The organism is Undibacterium sp. Ji50W (genome assembly GCF_049340445.1).
Lineage (GTDB): Bacteria > Pseudomonadota > Gammaproteobacteria > Burkholderiales > Burkholderiaceae_D > Undibacterium.
Genome location: NZ_JBMPOX010000013.1, coordinates 93,919 through 112,665, shown reverse-complemented (window position 1 = coordinate 112,665; position 18,747 = coordinate 93,919). Strand labels below are relative to the sequence as shown.

The following is an 18,747-nucleotide window of genomic DNA, read 5'->3' as shown; positions in this document are numbered from 1 at the left end:
ATGTGGGTCAAGAACTGCTAGTCTAAGTAAGCAAAGAAAGGACCGATTGCAAGATCGGTCTTTTTTTACGTCTGAATTTTTAATGCACTTACATTTTGAAACTTACGCTTGTTACGCTCTCTTACAGGTTTCTTGTCATCGCCCATTTTTGTTTGTTCGTTATAGGCTTGTGACTAGCACGAAAATTCTCTCAATACCTTACAAGGACATCATCATGAAAACGAAATTTATTCCTTTATTAGTGGCTGGCTTGCTGACTGCTCCCGTATTTGCACAAGGCGTGAGCAGCGATGTACAGCGCAATGTCAGTCAGCAAACACGGATAGAAGATGGCTTGAAAACAGGTCAGTTGACGACCAAAGAAGCGGGCAAACTGGAGCGCGAACAGGCTGCGATATCGCGGGAAGAACATAAAGCCCTGAAAGATGGCAAGTTAAGTGCCGGCGAAAAAGCAAAAATTGACAGGATGCAAAACAAGGCCAGCACCGATATTCATGCCGAAAAACATGATGGGCAGGTTGGCAACCCAAATTCTGTATCAAGCAAACGCATGCAGGCCGACGTGCAAAGAAATGTGAGCCAACAACAGCGTATAGAAAACGGTGTCAAGAGCGGCGCTCTGACCAATCACGAAGTCGCCAGGCTCGAAAAAGGGCAGGCGAAAGTGGAGCATAAAGAGGCGGTCGTTGCCAAAAATGGGCACGTCAGCGCTGCTGAACAACATGTCGTACAGCATGCAGAAAATCACCAGTCAAAAATAATTCACAAAGAAAAAACGGATGACCAGGTACGTAGTTGATACCTCAGTGCTATTCATCTAAAAAGCCTGGCTACCAATCAGTAGCCCGGCTTTTTTTCGGTGCTTATGAAGTAGCAATTTACTGAGTGGAATTGGCATCCTGGTTCTTGAGTGCCGATTTTATCGTCTTTAAAAATTCATCGTCCACTGTTCCCAAGGTGCTGCTACGGGCGAGAATGCGGCCATTTGTATCCAGTAAAATCAGGGCGCTGGTATGGTTGAATTCACCGTTTTCCATTTGACGATACTGGATATTCAATACAGCCGCCAATTGCCGCACGGATTTTTCAGAGGTGCGTGCCAGCAGCCAGTGCTGCGTATCCAGCTCCCTGGTTTTTGCAATTGATTGCAAGGTGGCGATATCATCCCTGGCTGGATCGAGTGTCACCAGCAAGATGGATAGATGGGATTTTTCTTTTTCATCCAGTTTTTTCTCCAGCATTCTTATGGTGTCTATCAGCATCGGGCATACATATTCACATGAGTTATAGAACATGCTGGTGATCACGATATGTCCTGCCTGGCTCGCCAGCTTGAACTTATTGCCTTGCTGATTTTCAAGTGTGATCGGTAATTGGTAAACCGAATCACCGGGAAACGCCTGCGCTGGTTTTGCAGGTTGTAGTGGTTCGACTGTGCCTGCATGCGCAGTTAGCGCAAACAGGCAGACGGCAGAAGCTGCAGCAATTGCTTTGCATGTATTCAGCCTTAGCTTTAGCGCCAGGTTCAGTATCATTTTCATTTTCTTTCTTCCACTCCATCCCGGGCGCACCGGAATCCAAGATTGTCGGTGGTGCTGGCACCAGTCAGTGATGACAGCAATGCGACCCGCATCAAGATGGCATAGTTGTCTTTGTTTTGCAGACTGATGGCCCCGGCACCACAGAATTGCAACTTGTCCGGATCACCCTGAGTACGGCTGTCAGGGCTGATCAGCAAGGCATTAAAGTCGCTGACCCATTCCCATATCATGCCGTGCATATCTTTGACGCCATAATAATTGGGCCTATGGCTGATTTTAGTTGATGACTGATCCGACGATTCTGAATACCAGGAAAGTATGCGCGCACGCCAAGCCGGGTCACTGCGGGCGTCGGCATGTTGCTCATCTGCTGCGGCCACCAGTTCCCATTCATACCAACTGGGCAATCGCGCATTTTCCGACTCGCAATAGGCTTGGGCTGCATGCCAGCTGACACTGGTGACTGCCTGTGTCAATTTTTGCACATCGCCGGTTTCACTTGGCGATGTCCATGCATGCAGGTAACTGGCATCAGCAAAAATAGAAGGCACCTGGTCTCTCTGCCATTCTGGATGCGTTTGCAGAAATTCCTGGTATTCGCCATTCGTTACCGGGCTGGCACGCATGGAAAAGGGTTTGACCTTTGCCTTGTCTTTGGCATCCGGCCCCGACAATACGCTGGCCAACTGATTACCGGGAATAGAAAGGTAATCAGCAGCATTGGTGGCAGGTGAAAATAGCAAAAAAATTGCACTTAACAAAACCAGCCTGTGTTTTGATTTGCTATCGTACCTGCACCAATTCGTCATGAATTTATCGCTCGGTTGATTAGGTGATTAATGTGCTGCAGCTTTCACCGGTACTGCTTTGGCGCGTTCTGCCTTGACTTCACTGGCTTGTACGCGTCCACCTTTGTTGCCCCAGCTGTTCAAGACATACGTCAGGATATTGGCGACCTCATCGTCATTCAATTGGTTCATGGCCGGCATGACAGAATCAAACTCTTTGCCATTCACGCTAACCTTGCCAGTCAGTCCGTGTAACAGTACGCTGATTGCCCTTTGGGGATCAGCATTCAGATAATCAGACTGGGCCAGGGGAGGGAATACACCGGGCAGACCGGCACCATTTGCCTGGTGGCAGACAGAACAAGTACCTGCAAACAATTGCCCACCCGCATTCACCTGATCCTGCACCGTCAGGGTGCCACTTTCTGCCGCCTTGGTCGCGGTACTGACTGCTGCCAGATTGGCTTGTGCGCGGTCACCCAGATAGACTGAATCCAGTTCTTTACCGGAATAGATGTCTTTCTTGGCAGGACCATCCACTTTCATGATGGCCAGGGCACCTTTATTGAATGCGCGGAAAATCGAATGATCGACCAGTACATAACTACCGGGTACTTTGGTCTGGTATTCAACCACAGCGGCACCACCCGCCGGGATGAGTGTAGTTTGTACATTTTTTTGGAAGTTGCTGCCGCCCTCAAAACGTACTTTATCGAAGATAGCACCAATCACGTGGAAACTTGACACCAGGTTAGGGCCACCGTTGCCGACGAATAAACGAATTTTTTCATCCGTTTTTGCCGTCAATGCCTTGTCACCTGTCATGGAACCTTCGGCACCGTTGAACAAGACATAGGTCGGTTTTTCATCAATGGCTTTTTCCATGTCGAAAGGCTGGTAACCTTTTTCACGGTATTTCCCCGTGGTGTAGAAGTCGCCTTGCATGACATAGTATTCATGGTCTACAGGTGTCAAACCTTGTGGCGGTTCAACCAGGATCAGGCCATACATCCCGTTGGCAACATGCATGCCGACAGGTGCAGTGGCGCAGTGATAGACGTAGATACCTTCATTCAGCGCCTTGAAGGTAAATTGCGATTCGTGGCCAGGTGCGGTGAAACTGGATGATGCACCACCGCCAGGACCAGTCACGCCATGCAAGTCGATGTTATGCGGCATCTTGCTGCTGGGATGGTTTTTCAAGTGAAATTCAACCGTGTCACCCTGGCGCACGCGGATGAAGCTACCGGGAACAGTGCCACCAAAGGTCCAGAACATGTACTTCACACCTTCAGAAATTGCCATTTCCTTTTCCACGACTTCCAGTTCGACAATCACCTTTGCTGGATAGCTACGGTGTATCGGTGGTGGCACATTGGGTGGACTGGTCAGTACTGCGTGGATGGGCTGCCCCTGTGGAGGGCCAAAATCACTGGCGCTTTTGCTGCTTTTAGTTTCTGCAGCATGCGCTGACAAAGCCAGGAATAGGGAAGCGAATAGTATCCGTGAGGCTACGGAAGCAGAGAATCCTCTGAGCATGTCTTTCATATGAGCACCTTTTTTATGTGAAGTAGGAAGCTTTGGGGGACAAAATATCGTCGATACTCACAATACTGGTGTATTTCTCAAAAATCCTTGATATGCAATAAGAAGCAGGCAGTTTTCCCCGGAAGTGATCATTTTTCTCGCATGCACTGGTGTATGAGCAAGAAATGAGTACGATGAAATGAGTACTAAATGAGTACTATGCAGGCTATTTCCGTTTTACCTTATTGGTGGGGAAAATCTGTATTTTCCCAGCGCCATTTTTTTGTGTGACCAAATCTGCCAGCGTTACTGCGTCAAGCACCGCCAGATAGGAGGCGGTCGCTTTGCTGAGCACGCCTTTTAAATTGCATGCACCAGCATAGGTGCAAGTGTTGCTGTCGCGGTCAAAGCACTCTGCCATATAAAAATCAGATTCGGTATCGCGTACCACCTCACCAATATTGATTTTTTCTGGCGGCAGATTCAGTTTCAAACCGCCATGGCGGCCGCGTATGGTTTCCACTTTGTTTGACATTCCCAGTTGATGCACAACCTTGGTCAAATGGCTTTTTGAAATGCTGTGCAGCTCAGCAATTTCCTGAATGGTCACCAGTCTGTCTTTATGTTGTGCCAGATAAATCAGGGTGCGCAATGTGTAGTCGGTAAATGCAGTTAATCTCATGTTGATTCCAAATTCAAATTATGCAATTGAGAAAGCATGTGCAAAGGACATTGCATTTCATCGCTGCTGCGAGATCAAGACGATTTCTCTTCGATTTCTCTTGATAGGTTGAGGTAAAACGCAAGCCTGATTTCGCAAGAGCCTATTAAGATACATATAGTATAGATGTTTATGGGTTTTGGCCCAAATAAGACCCAGGCTTGATCTTTATCAAGGGATTGGAATTAAACATTCATTTTGTTTGTATCTTTAAATGCCTCTATATAAAATGAATCTTCAATGACATCAGGAATGTTTTATACGGGGTTTCATCGTCAATGAAACGCCCAAAAAAAAACCTGATTCAGCAAATTTTTTCAATTCACCAATAAGGAAACACGCCATGCATGCCACGCGTAAACTCTGGACTTGGCTCGCCGTCATCTGTGTCTTATCTTTTGCCGTCCTCGGCTGGGTAGGCACAGAAATTTATCTGACCGCGCCGCCTATCCCTAAACAAGTCGTCAGTACCGAAGGTACTGTCTTATTTTCAGAAGGTCAGGTCCAGCGTGGTCAGGAAAGCTGGCTATCGGCTGGTGGGCAGCAATTGGGTACGGTGTGGGGGCACGGCAGTTATGTCGCTCCTGACTGGTCTGCCGATTGGCTGCATCGCGAATCGCTGGCTTTACTGGAAATATGGGCGCAAAAAGAATCGCAGACATCGTTTGAGCAACTTAGCCCGGGACGTCAGGCAGAACTGAAAGCGCGCCTGAAGGAAGAGATGCGGCGCAATACATACAACGCTGCCAGTGATGCGATTATCGTCAGTGCAGAACGTGCAAAGGCTATACAGCAGGTTGCGCAGCATTATATTGCCCTGTTTGGTAATGACCCTTCATTGGAAAAATTGCGCGAACAATATGCGATGAATAGCGGAACCTTGCCAGACCCCAAGGATTTGCAAGCCTTGCCTGCATTCTTCTTTTGGTCAGCATGGTCTGCTGCCACCGACAGACCTGGTGCTGCTGATCTCAGTTATACCAGCAATTGGCCGCATGAACCGCTGGTAGATAATACGCCGACTGCCGGCGCAGGTATCTGGTCTGTCGCCAGTATCATACTGATGATCGCTGCCATTGCAGGCATGATCTTTTATCATTCCATCAGCAAGGAAGAGGGTGACCCGGTGCCACCCAAAGCCGATCCTTTGTTTGATCTGAAGCCTACGCCTTCGATGCGGGCAACCAGGAAATATTTTTATGTCGTCATCGGCCTGATGCTGGCACAAGTCGGCATGGGGGTGATTACGGCTCACTATGCCGTGGAAGGGCATAGTTTCTTTGGTTTCCCTCTGGCAGACATTCTTCCATTCACGGTCAGTCGCACGATACATACACAATTTGCCGTGTTGTGGATTGCCACTGCCTGGCTGGCGACTGGCCTGTATATAGCACCTGCAATTTCAGGTCATGAGCCGAAATTTCAAAAGCTTGGTGTGAATGTCCTGTTTTATGCCTTGTTGTTTATCGTTGTGGGTTCTACCGCATTTGGCTGGCTGGGTAGTCTGCAACACAAAGGCAATGAATTCAGCTTCTGGATTGGTAATCAGGGACTGGAATTCACCAGCATGGGCCGGGTCTGGCAAATATTGTTATTCATCGGTTTGCTGTTTTGGGTGACCTTGCTGGGACGTGGTTTATTGCCCGCACTGAAAAAACCGTCTGAGAGTCGTGGCCTGATTGCGATGGTATTTCTGGCCGCGATGTGTATAGGTGCTTTCTATGCCACATCCCTGACCTGGGGACCACATACGCATTATTCGATGATTGAGTACTGGCGCTGGTGGTTGGTGCATCTGTGGGTAGAAGGCTTCTTTGAAGTGTTCGCTACGGCAGTCATCGCTCTGTTGTTCACTCGCCTTGGCTTGATACGTGCGGCAACGGCAAATAGTGCGATTATTCTGGAAACCATAGTCTTCCTGTTCGGCGGTATTCTGGGGACGCTGCATCATCTATATTTCACAGGCACGCCCACTTTTGTGATCGCGATTGGTGCCATGTTCTCTGCGCTGGAGGTGGTACCACTGGCAATGATAGGTGTCGAAGCTTTCCGTAACTATCAACGTTCGAAAGCTGCACCCTGGGTGCAGGCATACAAGTGGTCGATACTGTGCTTTATTGCTGTCGGGTTTTGGAATACCGTTGGTGCAGGCCTGCTTGGCTTTTCCATCAATACGCCGATTGCCCTGTATTACATGCAAGGTTTGAACATGACTGCTGCACATGGTCACGCTGCACTGTTTGGCGTCTATGGCATGCTTGGTATCGGGCTGCTGCTGTTCTGTTTGCGAGGCTTGTCTGATCGTGCCGTCTGGTCAGACAAATTATTGCAGGCGATGTTCTGGCTGCTCAATATAGGCCTGGCAATGATGGTGTTTATGTCGCTGGTACCAGCTGGTATTTATCAGGCGGTGGCAAGCATCACCAAAGGCATGTGGTATGCACGTTCGCCTGAGGTAATACATTCACATTTCATGGAAACCCTGGTCTGGATGCGGGTTCCCGGTGATGTCGTATTCTCGATCGGTGTCGTTTGCCTGGCTGTATTTGCATTGCGTCTGCTGACCGGCAAGAAGCGCTCACAAACAAGTGTGGCCGACATCGCTTACGCCAAAGCCTCTAACAAAGCTTAGTCGTTTATCTTAGTAGTTTATTCAGGTGAGGGCAGGAATAGCCTTCCCTGTGTTTTTTATCAAATTGATCTATATTGAAAGGAGTCCTATCATGGCTCACGATTGTTCCATTCCTGTTATTGCCGAAGGTGTCTATGAATTTGATGCGCGTGGCGTTGCCAAGCGGTTTCGCCATGCGGCAATCTTTGGTGCCTTGTCTGCGTTAAAACCAGGCGAGACCATGCGTTTTTGCAATGACCATAATCCTTTGCCATTGCTCGCGCAAATCGAGCATCATTATGGCAATGGCGTAAAGATGGCTTATGTGTCCAATGAGCCAGGAGAAGTTATTATTGATTTTCATGTGACAACTTAAGCTGCATTGAGCTGCAAAAAAAGAGGCAGGTTGATGTTGAACGCAGGCGACATGACTAGTGGAATGGACGCCCCCTTTCAATATGTAACCTGCCCAGCACTGCAATGTCGCAATGCCTGAATGCAATGCAAGGAGAAATGAAATGGCCACACCACATTTACGCTCAGGGGAAATGATTAACTTGATTGCTGCTGACGAGCAATCCCTGACGGTGCCAGCTCATGCCTTGTTTAAAGATGCGCATCTTGAAGTGATACACATGAATCTGGTTGCGGGAAAGAGTTTGCCTTCACACCATGTCAATGGCCCCATCACCATACAATGCCTGTCCGGTGACCTGCAAATTACAGTGGAAACGGGGAAAAAGACACTGCGTGCTGGTGACCTGCTGTATCTTGCCGCCGATGTACCGCATGCAGTGCTGGCAATCACCAATACTTCTTTTCTGGTGACGATGGTATTGCTGAAAACTGCCATGCAGTAAGCCGGTGGAAGTTTCTTAAATCAGTTTGGAGTAAGTTGCCGTCGTTACTTTTTTAAGGTATTTGTCAAATACCATGGCGATGGCACGGACGAATAAGCGACCTTTGGGTGTTACGCTGATCGTTGCTGGTGTGATGGTGAGGAAGCCAACCTCTTCATATTGGCGCAATTGCGTGATTTCTTCGGCAAAATAAGCGGGAAATTCAATCTGGTGGCTTTGCTCAATATCGGCAATATGCAGGGGCATGCTGCACATCAGGCGCATGATGATCTCGCGACGCAAAAGATCATCTTTATCCACTTCTATGCCTCTGTCTACTGGCAGGCAGTCTTGATCCAGCAGGTGATAATATTCCTTGATAGTACGCACTGCCTGGCAATAGGAATTGCCGACTTTACTGATCGCGGATACACCAAAGCCAATCAGGTCACAATCAGCACGGGTTGTATAACCCTGGAAATTTCTATGCAAACTTTGGTCCAGCTGTGCCTTGTTTAATTCGTCATCCGGTTTGGCGAAATGATCCAGGCCGATATAGACGTAACCTGCATCAAGCAAGCGCCTGGTTGACATCATAAAGATTTGCAGGCGATCTTCAGCCGATGGCAAATCACTTGCAATGATCTGCCGTTGCGCCTTAAAGCGGCTGGGAAGATGGGCATAATTGTAGAGTGCAATCCGGTCTGGTGCCAAAGCGATCAGGCTATCCAGGGTACGTCCAAAACTGGCCAGGTTTTGCTTGGGCAAACCATAGATGAGATCCGCGTTGACGGACTTGAAATGGGTTTTCCGGCTTTCTGTTATCGCTGCCTCTACCATTTCGAATGGTTGTATCCGGTTTACCGCCTGTTGCACAGCCGGGTCAAAATCCTGCACACCAAAACTATTCCGGTTAAAGCCCAATTCCACCAACAATGCCAGGGTTGCTGGCTTGACAGTGCGCGGATCAATTTCGACGCCCAGTTCTGCATCATCAGTGAACTGGAAGTGTTTGCGTATGATGGACATCAATTGACGCAATTCGTCGCCACTGAAGAAAGTAGGGGTTCCGCCACCCAGATGCAATTGCCCGGTCTTGCGGTCAGGGCCGATTCTGGCGGCTACCAGTTCTATTTCTTTTTCCAGATAACGCAGATATTCTGTGGTCCGGCTATGGTCTTTGGTGATGATTTTATTGCATGCGCAAAAATAGCAGAGCGACTCACAGAACGGCAGATGCAAATACAACGACAGCAGTGGATTGTCAGTACCTGTCTTGCGTTCTTCCAGATAGTGGATATAGCTCGGTTCATTAAAACTGCTATTGAAACGGTCCGCGGTAGGATACGAGGTGTAGCGTGGGCCTGCTTTGTCAAAGCGGCGTATCAATTCTTCAGAAAGTTCAATCTCGCCGGTCGGTGCTGGTGTGGTCATCTTTTTTCTTTCTATTGCTGGCAGCCAGTTACTTGGGGCGCTTGCACCCGCTTGCATCATAGGGCTTTTGTGAAAAGATTCAATGCAATGCAGGTACGTTTTGCTGGTATGACTTCAAGGCATCTGCCGAGCCTATATGTATGGTCGAGCCACACACACGGATCAGGTTTTCATCCCTTAGCTGGTGCAGGACGCGTGACAAGGTTTCTGGCGTCAGGTTGAGCAGGGATGCGACCAGGTGTTTTTTTAATTCCAGCCGGACCTCATTCGTGCTTTGCATGGCCGATGTCTGCAACAGGTAATCGATCACTCTTTGTGATGCATTCTGCAGGGAATAGCGCTCAACATTGCGGATAAACCCGAGCAGGCGGAAAGACAGGCCTGCCATCATCTGGCGCGAAATTGCGGGGGATTTGTCCAGCAATTGCAGTAGTGCTTTTCTTGGTATCTTGAGTAGCAATGTGCTTTCCAGGGCTTCTGCGTGGAACGGATAAGGCTCATCCAGGAACATCATGGCTTCACCGAAACTCTGGCCGGGACGGATTAGCTCCAGAACTTTGTCGTTCCCCTGCGGGGACGGGATGCTGAGTTTGATCAGGCCGAATACGACGATATAAGTATTTTCGGCGCTATCGCCCTTGCGAAACAAGGTCAGGCCCTTGCCGAGCTCGATCTTGCCAACCTCTTTTTGCAACTCGCTTAGTTCAATGGCGGTAATATTGTGGAATAAGGCATGGTTTTCCAGTAAGCCAAGTACATTTAATTTTGCCATCACTGATCTCCGACAAACTGATTATGATCAAGTGTAGAAGCGATCAGAGGCGATGCCTATCCGCCAAGTGGACTAGTGCTGGAAGGCAAATGGACGGGGTCCCCATGCCAGAACGGGCAAGGTGTATGATTGCCCGTTGCCAAATAAATAATTCCATAAAAAAAACCGCCACAAAAGTGGCGGCTTGCAAGCCGGAAAACAGGAGGAGATTTATCCGCCTCTGCGCATCATTTCAAAGAACTCTGCGTTGTTTTTCGTGGCTTTCATCTTGTCGAGGATGAACTCCATCGCTTCGATTTCGTCCATGCTATACAGTAATTTGCGCAAGATCCAGATCTTCTGCAACTGATCTGGCTTGATCAGCAATTCTTCACGACGGGTGCCAGATTTGTTGAGGTTGATGGCTGGGTAGACGCGTTTTTCGGCAAGGCGGCGTTCCAGATGGACTTCCATATTGCCAGTGCCTTTGAATTCTTCATAGATGACGTCATCCATGCGGCTGCCGGTTTCGATCAGGGCAGTGGCGATGATGGTCAGGGAGCCACCTTCTTCGATATTACGTGCTGCACCGAAGAAGCGTTTTGGGCGTTGCAGCGCATTGGCGTCCACACCACCGGTCAGTACCTTGCCGGAAGCAGGGATGACGGTATTGTATGCACGCGCCAGACGGGTGATGGAATCCAGCAGGATGACCACGTCTTTTTTCATTTCTACCAGGCGCTTGGCTTTTTCCAGCACCATTTCAGCAACTTGTACGTGACGGGTAGCAGGTTCATCGAAAGTCGATGCAACCACTTCACCGCGTACCGAGCGCTGCATTTCTGTTACTTCTTCCGGACGTTCATCGATCAGCAAAACGATCAGGGTAACGTCGGGGTGGTTGGTGGTGATCGCGTGTGCCACGTGTTGCAGCATGACGGATTTACCGGATTTGGGGGATGCCACCAGCAAACCACGCTGACCACGACCAATGGGGGCAATCATGTCGATGATGCGGCCAGTGGTATTTTCTTCGCCGCGCATTTCGCGTTCCAGCGTCAGAACTTTATTCGGGTGCAGCGGCGTCAGATTTTCAAACAGGATGCGGTGCTTGGACGCTTCCGGCGATTCGCCGTTGACCTTGTCCACCTTCACCAATGCAAAATAGCGCTCACCATCTTTGGGAGTGCGTACTTCACCTTCTATCGAATCGCCAGTGTGCAGGTTGAAACGGCGGATTTGCGAAGGGGAAATATAGATATCGTCAGTGGATGCCATATAGCTGGCATCGGGCGAGCGCAGGAAGCCAAAGCCGTCGGGCAATACTTCAAGGGCGCCATCGCCAAAAATTTGTTCGCCTGATTTTGCACGTTTTTTCAGGATCGCAAACATCAATTCCTGCTTGCGCATACGCGCAGCGTTATCGATGTCGAGTCCGATGGCCATCTCCAGCAAAGCGGATACGTGTAAGGCCTTTAATTCAGATAGATGCATGGTGAGTGTCCCGGGATGGGATTATGAGGTGGGGGAGTGAACGGAGGAACTGCAGAATAAACAGGATAGAAAGAAGTTCTGTCGTGATTTAAATTTTAGTTTGAACTCGGGTCTGAATCAGTCGCAACCGGGTAATGGGTAATTCTCGTGTAGCCGTATTTCACATGCAAGCGCCGTAAGTAAAGTTCTTTTAGTTCTTTTACTTACGGAGTTTGCTTCAGACCGTGATAATACCTTAAATATTACTGTCAATGAAAGTGATTAATTGCCCTTTTGCCAGCGCGCCAACTTTTTGCGCTGCAGCAGTGCCATTTTTAAACAAAATCAGGGTAGGGATGCCACGAATACCGAACTTGGCTGGGACAGCCTGGTTGGCATCCACGTCCATCTTGGCTATCACGATTTTGCCATTGTATTCTTTGGCAACTTCTTCCAGGATAGGCGCGATCATCTTGCAAGGGCCACACCATTCGGCCCAGAAGTCAACCAGGACTGGTACATTGGAATTGATTACGTCAGCTTCGAATGAAGCATCGCTTACATATTTGATGTTTTCGCTCATGAAATCCTCAACGAGAGGGAAAAATTAAGGGGTAACAGCGCCACTGAATGTCGGTGTGATCGGACAGCGCCGCATTCTGGTATGAATCTGGGGGTGATAATCACGAATTCAATGGTATTGAACAGTGTATCAGCATGACTACAACCAGAGCCGGGCGTGGCTGACTATGAAGCGATAATAACCTATTTTTAAATAAAGTGTGATGCCCATAGCTAAATTGCGGATGCTGTCGCATAGTATACTTGCTCTACAGACAAAATTCATCTTTGCTTATTACCGCTCTTATTACTGTCCTTATTACGTTCTTATTATCGTCCCCCTATGCTGCGTCCACCCGAACTGATTCCCGCTTCACCTGATTTCTGGCCCCGGCTGGCGCAAGCTTTCTTGCGGATGGCCAGGGCCGAGGGCTGGGGGCTGGAGCAGGGGCGCGACTATTCTGCGGTGCGGGTGGTGGTGCCCACCTACCAGCATGCCAATTTGCTGCTACGGGCGCTGGGTGCCAGTCTGCAGGGTAATTTTATCCCGCCGCGCATCCATACCCTGTTTGCCCTGCTGGAAATGCAGGCACCAGATACACAGGGCCAGCCAGGCACAGATGCCAGTGAGCGTTTGATGGGCTTATATGCCGAATTGCGGCAACACCCATGGTTGAAGAAATTATTCGGTGCACGCAGTAATACCGATTTATTGCCGCTGGCGCAGACTTTGTTGACGCTGTCTGATGAACTGACCGCCGCCTTGTTACCGCTGGCAGTCAAGGGTAGTGGTAGCAATAAAGATGGCACCGGCAGAACCACTGCCAACCAGGCGAAGCTGGAACGCGAGTGGCAGGCTGCACTGGCGCAGTTACCGGCACCGGCGCAGGCCATGTTGTCGGAAGAGTCGCAACTGGTGTGGTCTGTCTGGCAGGGGCAACTGGATGGCAATGACCCCATGTTGCAACGCTATGGCCGTCTGATGCAACTGGCCGGGCAGGCCGCAGAACCCTTGTTATGGATCAGCCCGACCGCACCGGATGCAATGGAAGCGGCGTTTTTACAAGCCTGGGCAAAAAAACAGACGGTCATGCAATGCACGCTGGACTGGCGCGCCGAAACCCTGCCGCAACCGTATTACCATGCCTGGCCGGGTTTGCAGGATGCCGGCGGCCCCAGCCATCAGCAAGCCCTGACTGAATATGTGGATACCTCGTCGATACGCCTGTGCTGTGCCGCTTCGCTGGAAGATGAAGCCGTACAGGGTGCACAAACCATCATCAACTGGCTGCAGGCAGGCAAGCAAAATGTGGCCGTGGTGGCGCAGGACAGGGTGGTGTCACGTCGCATGCGGGCATTGCTGGAAAGAGCTCAGATCATGGTCGCCGATGAAACTGGCTGGAAGCTGTCGACCACGCGCGCCGCTGCTGCCATCGCTGCCTGGCTGGAAGTGGTGGCGACCCGCGCCGATACCATGACCTTGCTGGATTTTTTGAAATCGCCTTACGTCATCTGGAAAGACAGCGAACAAGATACAGAATTAGCAGATGATGGCATCAGTAGCCGCGACAAGGCTGACATCGTCATGCGTATAGAAGCCGTGTTGCGGCGGGCGAATATCCTGGGAGGATGGGACGCGGTGCTATCTGCGCTGGATGCTGCACAGGACACCGTGGCAGCAAGGCGCTGGCTGCGGGCGATTGCCAGGCAGGCGAATCAGTTTACTGGTCGTCGCAGTTTGCCGGAATGGTGCGCCCTCAGCCTGCAGTCTTTTTTTGATCTGTCGATGTTCAATGCCTTTCAGGCTGACCCGGCGGGGGCACAGATTATCCAGCTACTACAGAAAATGCAGATGTCTTGCGAAGACATGAAGGCCGGGTTTACGTTTGCAGAATGGCGTTCATTGATAAGCCTGCAAATGGAGAGTACACCGTTTGTGGTTGCCCATGCCGACAAGCGGGTGGTGATGCTGCCTTTGAACGGTGCCCGCCTGCGTTCTTTTGATGCGGTATTGCTGGTCGGTGCCGATGCCCGGCATCTGCCCTCGCAGGCTAGCGAGGTCTTGTTCTTTGCCAATGCCGTCAGGCGTGAATGTGGACTGGAAACCCGCGAATCCCGCCAGCAACAACAGTTGCGTGATTTTGCCGAACTGTTGCTGAGCAATACCGAGGTAGTGCTGTCCTGGCAGGGTAGTTTGAACGGTGAACATAATCCCGTCAGCCCCTGGCTGGAACAACTGGGCCTGACTTTGGAAAGAACCCAGCAGGCTGGACTGGATCGCCAGCCCCTGGATTTACCTGTCACGCACTTGCCGGTCTTGCCGCAGCAAATGCCAGCACCATCCGCCGCCCAGCTATTGCCAGCCAGCCTGTCTGCCAGTGGCTATACCAGCCTGATCGTTTGTCCTTATCAGTTTTTTGCCGGGCGCATGCTGGGACTAAGTGCCATGGATGAACTGTCCGACATGCCTGAAAAACGGGATTATGGCGACTGGCTGCATGCGATATTGAAACGCTTTCATGAACAACTTAAAACCGCCATGCAAGAGCAGAAACAGGAGCCGGAGTCGGTGGACAAGGAAGCCTTGCTAAGAGCGGTGTCGTCTGACTTCTTTGCTGGTGTCTTGCAAAAAAGCCCGGCAGCGCTGGCTTACAGCGTGCGTTGGGAAAAAGTGATCCCCGCCTACGTGGCCTGGGTACAGGCGCGTGAAGACGATGGCTGGCAATTTGATATGGGTGAAATCAAGGCTGAAAAAACACTGGAATGGCCGGGTGGAAGTCTGAACCTGAAAGGGCGCATAGACCGTATCGACAAACATCAGGATGGTGAATTGGCCGTGCTGGATTACAAAACCAGGAATGTCAATGATTTGCGCAAGCGTTTGAAAGATGGTGAAGACCATCAATTACCATTTTATGGCTTGTTGACGGAATTGCCGGTCAGTTCTGCCAGCTATGTCGCGCTGGAACTAAGCCAGGGTAAAACCGGGCAGACCGATGCCGACGATTTTGAGCGCTGGGTGTCGGAGCTGGCGCGGTCGATCAGGAACAGCATGGCGGCCCTGCAGCAGGGTGCAGTCCTGCCTGCCCATGGCATAGAACAGGCGTGCCAGTATTGCGAGATGCGTGGCTTGTGCCGCAAGGGAGCATGGTAATGACGGATATGACATCTGCCATGCTGGCTACCCATGCGTATGAAATTGATGGCGCTGAGGTCAGTCATGAGCAGTTCACCGGAGCGGCCTGTGACCCGCGCCATAGCGTGGTGGTAGAAGCCTGTGCTGGCAGTGGCAAGACCTGGCTGCTGGTAGCGCGCATGTTGCGCCTGTTACTGGCGGGTGCAGAACCGGCCGAGCTGCTGGCCATTACCTTTACCCGCAAAGCCGCGCAGGAAATGCGTGAGCGCCTGCTGAGCCTGTTGCATGAACTGGCATTGGCAGATATCACCCAGGTCCGTCAATTGCTGGCCGAGCGCGGTGTACAGGAAGCTGAAATGCCGCAACTGATACCGCTGGCACGCAGCCTGTATGAAAAGGTATTGTCCAGCCCGCAATCCCTGTCCATGGATACCTTTCACAGCTGGTTCGGGCGTTTGCTGCAACTGGCACCGCTGGCGTCCGGCGTGCCGCATGGCTTCAGCCTGGTTGAAGCCAGTGGTGACATACAGCGCGAAGCCTATGGCCAGTTGATGCAGATGATCGCGCAGGAAGAGCATGGCGAGATCAGGGAAGCGCTGCTGTTCCTGTATCAGGAAATCGGTGATTTCACTGCCCGTGAAATGCTGGAAGCATTCCTGGACAAGCGGGCAGAATGGTGGGCATCGAACCAGTCATCCGACGCTGGCGACCCGCTGCAATGGTTGCAGGATTTATGCGGGGCCGATGCGTATCGCGATGCCCGTCTCAGCCTGTGGGAAGATGCCGGTCTGTATGACCGCATTCGTACGCTGGCACTGATCCTGGGGCAAGGCTCAAAACAGAATCAGGGGAATGCAGTCAAGATTGAGCAAGGCCTGAGCGAGGGCCCGTCGCTGCCTGCGTTTGAATTATTATGTACCGGGTTTTTTGATAGTCGCGGTTCTGCCCGCTCGCATAATACCAAGGGCAAGGCATTGCTGGCTTCCATAGACAAACATCTGGGGCCAGACCATGTGTTGGCATTTGAAGATGAATGCCAGGCCATTATGGCGGCGCTGAATTCCCTGCAAAAGCGCAGCGCTGAAAAAATGGTGTTGCAACTCAATGAAGCCTTGTTCAAAGTGGGTGCTGCTTATCTGGATTGTTATCAGGGTTTGAAGTCGGACCAGCGGGTTTTTGATTTTGCCGACCTGGAATGGCAGGCCTATCGCTTATTAAGCAATGACGAATATGCTGCCTATCTGCATAGCCGCCTGGATTCACGCTACAGACATATCTTGCTGGATGAATTCCAGGATACCAATCCCCTGCAATGGGATATCGTGCAGGCATGGCTGTATGCCTATGGTGATGATGCATCACGGCCTACGGTATTTATTGTGGGTGACCCCAAGCAATCGATTTATCGCTTTCGCCGTGCCGAACCACGGGTGTTTACAGCGGCCCGCACTATGCTGGCGCAACAGGGTGCCAGGGTCTTGCGCACCAACCAGACCCGCAGGAATGCACCGGCCATAGTCGACATACTGAACCTGAGCATGCGCGGCAACCCCTTGTTTGCAGCGCAGACCACGGCGTCTGCGCAAAGCGGTGGTGTCTGGCGTCTGCCACTGATAGGGGTAGATACTTCTGCCATTGAAGACACGCCCCCCGATGATGCAGAAGCCGATATGGTGGCGGTGACCAAAGGACGTTTCCCTTTGCGTAATTCGCTGACGACGCCATTGGAAGAAGCAGAAAATCAGCAACGCTATGAAGAAGGGCGGCAACTTGCGCAAGCCTTGCTGGACCTGCGTGCGCAGCAGGGGGCAGATATTTTTCTGTGGTCGGAAGTGATGTTGCTAGTCAAGCGTCGCACCCATCTTTCTGCCTATGAAAAAGCATTGCGGGAAGCAGGTATCCCGTTTGTATCGAGCCGTCGTGGCGGTTTGCTTGATGCGCTGGAAGTGCTGGACCTGATTGCCCTGCTGGGCTTTTTGATGACACCGGGGGATAACCGGGCACTGGCCCATGTCTTGAAATCCCCCATCATGGGTGCCAGTGACGCTGACCTGATGCTGATCGCGCAGGCAGGCGGTGCCACCTGGTGGAAGCGTCTGCAAGCCTGGCATGCAGACGATGGCAATCCGTGTTTGCAGCGTGCCTGCCGTCTGCTGCAACAATGGATGGAAGCGTCCTGCTATCTGCCTGTACATGATTTGCTGGACCGCATCCTGCATCAGGGCGACGTGCTGCAACGCTATGCCCAGTGTGTGCCAGCAGCGCAGCGTTCACAGGTGACAGGTAATATCCATAGCTTTACTGAACTGTCCTTGAATCTGGATGGCGGGCGTTACCCCAGCCTGCCGAAATTCATCGCGGCCCTGCATGCCTTGCGCCGTGCTGGCGACAGTGATGCGCCGGATGAATCAGCAGTGGACAGCGCGATCGATGCCTTGCGCATTTTGACCATACATAGCGCCAAGGGCCTGGAAGCAAACATCGTGGCGATGCTTGATGCCAATCATAGCGAATCGCTGAAAGACAAGATCGGTGTCTTATGCCAGTGGCCCTTGCAGGCAGGCGAGAAGCGTCATTTCTCGGTGTTTGGCAAGAAAGACCAGCGCGGTGCTGCGCGTGACCAGCTGTTTTTGCAGGAAGAGCATCAGGCCATGCAAGAAAACTGGAACCTGCTTTATGTCGCCATGACCAGGGCCAGGCAATTGCTGATCATCAGTGGCGTGGTCAGTGGTAAGAAACAAGCCAACCCCAGCTGGTATGGGTATCTTGAAGGTGCAGAACTGAAAGCTCCTGCTGGTAAGCTGCAGACTTCAGGTATGCAGGCTCATACAGAATTCGGCCTGGCTGTGTTTGACCCGCCCGCCCTGCCGCTTGCCGACATGGAGGTGGAAACGGTCACTGACGAGCAGATTGAGGGCATTGCCCTGCATACCCTGATGGAACGCCTGAGCAATCCGGGCCAGCCCTGGCCAGTGGTCTTGCCGGTAGCGGAGACGATAGCCGCCTGGTTGCCCTGTGCGACCAGTGTGGCCCAGACCATACGTCAGCAGGCAGAGCGTATTTTTGCGAATGAACAGTTGCAGAAATTTTATGATCCGGCCAGATTTGACTATGCGCGCAATGAAATGGACGTATTGGTGGACCAAAAATTGATGCGGTTGGACCGCGTTGTGGTTTTTTCTGATACGGTATGGGTACTGGATTACAAACGTCAGTTATTGGCTTTAGAGGAAACTGCCTACCGTAACCAGTTACAGGCCTATGTCAGTGCCTTAAAGCCGGTATTTTTCAATAAAAGTGTCTACGCTGCACTTATTTTAAGCGATGGCAGCATGCGAGAGCTGCTCTGAAGGAAAATTTACTCG

At 51.1% G+C, this 18,747-nt stretch carries 14 protein-coding genes; 6 read left to right on the top strand and 8 right to left on the bottom strand.

All coding sequences use genetic code 11. The features are described from left to right. Window positions 1-214: 214 nt before the first annotated feature. Window positions 215-799 carry a hypothetical protein gene (locus ACO0K9_RS18100; RefSeq protein WP_422987441.1) on the top strand — a complete coding sequence of 195 codons (585 nt, stop codon included), beginning with the start codon at window positions 215-217 and terminating at the stop codon, window positions 797-799. 79 nt (window positions 800-878) lie between these two features. Here ACO0K9_RS18100 and ACO0K9_RS18095 read toward each other — a convergent pair whose 3' ends face one another. The 4 genes from ACO0K9_RS18095 to ACO0K9_RS18080 form a co-directional block, all read right to left on the bottom strand. Further along, entirely contained in the window at window positions 879-1,541 is a 663-nt protein-coding gene (locus ACO0K9_RS18095) for an SCO family protein (protein WP_422987439.1), read from the bottom strand. After that, on the bottom strand, window positions 1,538-2,284 hold the full coding sequence (locus ACO0K9_RS18090) for a formylglycine-generating enzyme family protein (RefSeq protein WP_422987437.1): 747 nt from the start codon (window positions 2,282-2,284) through the stop codon (window positions 1,538-1,540). The genes ACO0K9_RS18095 and ACO0K9_RS18090 overlap by 4 nt, the downstream gene beginning before the upstream one ends. Window positions 2,285-2,377: 93 nt before the next feature. After that, window positions 2,378-3,868 (bottom strand): copper-containing nitrite reductase, encoded by a 1,491-nt coding sequence (nirK, locus tag ACO0K9_RS18085; protein WP_422987516.1) that lies wholly within the window; start codon window positions 3,866-3,868, stop codon window positions 2,378-2,380. 214 nt (window positions 3,869-4,082) lie between these two features. After that, on the bottom strand, window positions 4,083-4,538 hold the full coding sequence (locus ACO0K9_RS18080) for an RrF2 family transcriptional regulator (RefSeq protein ID WP_422987435.1): 456 nt from the start codon (window positions 4,536-4,538) through the stop codon (window positions 4,083-4,085). Window positions 4,539-4,920: 382 nt separating this feature from the next. Between ACO0K9_RS18080 and ACO0K9_RS18075 the strand changes: the two genes are divergently transcribed. The 3 genes from ACO0K9_RS18075 to ACO0K9_RS18065 all read left to right on the top strand — a co-directional run bounded on the left by ACO0K9_RS18075 (window position 4,921) and on the right by ACO0K9_RS18065 (window position 8,048). Continuing rightward, window positions 4,921-7,209, top strand: coding sequence for a nitric-oxide reductase large subunit (locus ACO0K9_RS18075; protein WP_422987433.1), 2,289 nt, complete (start codon window positions 4,921-4,923; stop codon window positions 7,207-7,209). A gap of 91 nt (window positions 7,210-7,300) precedes the next feature. Further along, on the top strand, window positions 7,301-7,564 hold the full coding sequence (locus ACO0K9_RS18070) for a DUF2249 domain-containing protein (RefSeq protein WP_422987431.1): 264 nt from the start codon (window positions 7,301-7,303) through the stop codon (window positions 7,562-7,564). Window positions 7,565-7,706: 142 nt separating this feature from the next. Next, window positions 7,707-8,048, top strand: a complete 342-nt coding sequence (locus ACO0K9_RS18065; protein WP_422987429.1) for a cupin domain-containing protein — start codon at window positions 7,707-7,709, stop codon at window positions 8,046-8,048. Window positions 8,049-8,063: 15 nt separating this feature from the next. Here ACO0K9_RS18065 and hemN read toward each other — a convergent pair whose 3' ends face one another. The 4 genes from hemN to trxA all read right to left on the bottom strand — a co-directional run bounded on the left by hemN (window position 8,064) and on the right by trxA (window position 12,268). After that, the gene (hemN, locus tag ACO0K9_RS18060; protein WP_422987427.1) at window positions 8,064-9,461 is read right to left on the bottom strand and encodes an oxygen-independent coproporphyrinogen III oxidase; all 1,398 of its coding nucleotides are present in this window, start codon (window positions 9,459-9,461) and stop codon (window positions 8,064-8,066) included. A 79-nt stretch (window positions 9,462-9,540) separates the two neighbouring features. Continuing rightward, the gene (locus ACO0K9_RS18055; RefSeq protein WP_422987425.1) at window positions 9,541-10,233 is read right to left on the bottom strand and encodes a Crp/Fnr family transcriptional regulator; all 693 of its coding nucleotides are present in this window, start codon (window positions 10,231-10,233) and stop codon (window positions 9,541-9,543) included. Window positions 10,234-10,443: 210 nt separating this feature from the next. Continuing rightward, the gene (gene rho / locus ACO0K9_RS18050; RefSeq protein ID WP_422987423.1) at window positions 10,444-11,706 is read right to left on the bottom strand and encodes a transcription termination factor Rho; all 1,263 of its coding nucleotides are present in this window, start codon (window positions 11,704-11,706) and stop codon (window positions 10,444-10,446) included. Window positions 11,707-11,941: 235 nt separating this feature from the next. Next, complete coding sequence (trxA, locus tag ACO0K9_RS18045) at window positions 11,942-12,268, bottom strand: thioredoxin TrxA (RefSeq protein WP_422987421.1); 327 nt, start codon at window positions 12,266-12,268, stop codon at window positions 11,942-11,944. A gap of 321 nt (window positions 12,269-12,589) precedes the next feature. Here trxA and ACO0K9_RS18040 point away from each other — a divergent pair, with 321 nt between their 5' ends. Beyond that, the gene (locus ACO0K9_RS18040; protein ID WP_422987419.1) at window positions 12,590-15,400 is read left to right on the top strand and encodes a PD-(D/E)XK nuclease family protein; all 2,811 of its coding nucleotides are present in this window, start codon (window positions 12,590-12,592) and stop codon (window positions 15,398-15,400) included. Continuing rightward, the gene (locus tag ACO0K9_RS18035; RefSeq protein ID WP_422987417.1) at window positions 15,400-18,732 is read left to right on the top strand and encodes a UvrD-helicase domain-containing protein; all 3,333 of its coding nucleotides are present in this window, start codon (window positions 15,400-15,402) and stop codon (window positions 18,730-18,732) included. The genes ACO0K9_RS18040 and ACO0K9_RS18035 overlap by 1 nt, the downstream gene beginning before the upstream one ends. The last annotated feature ends 15 nt before the right edge of the window (window positions 18,733-18,747 follow it).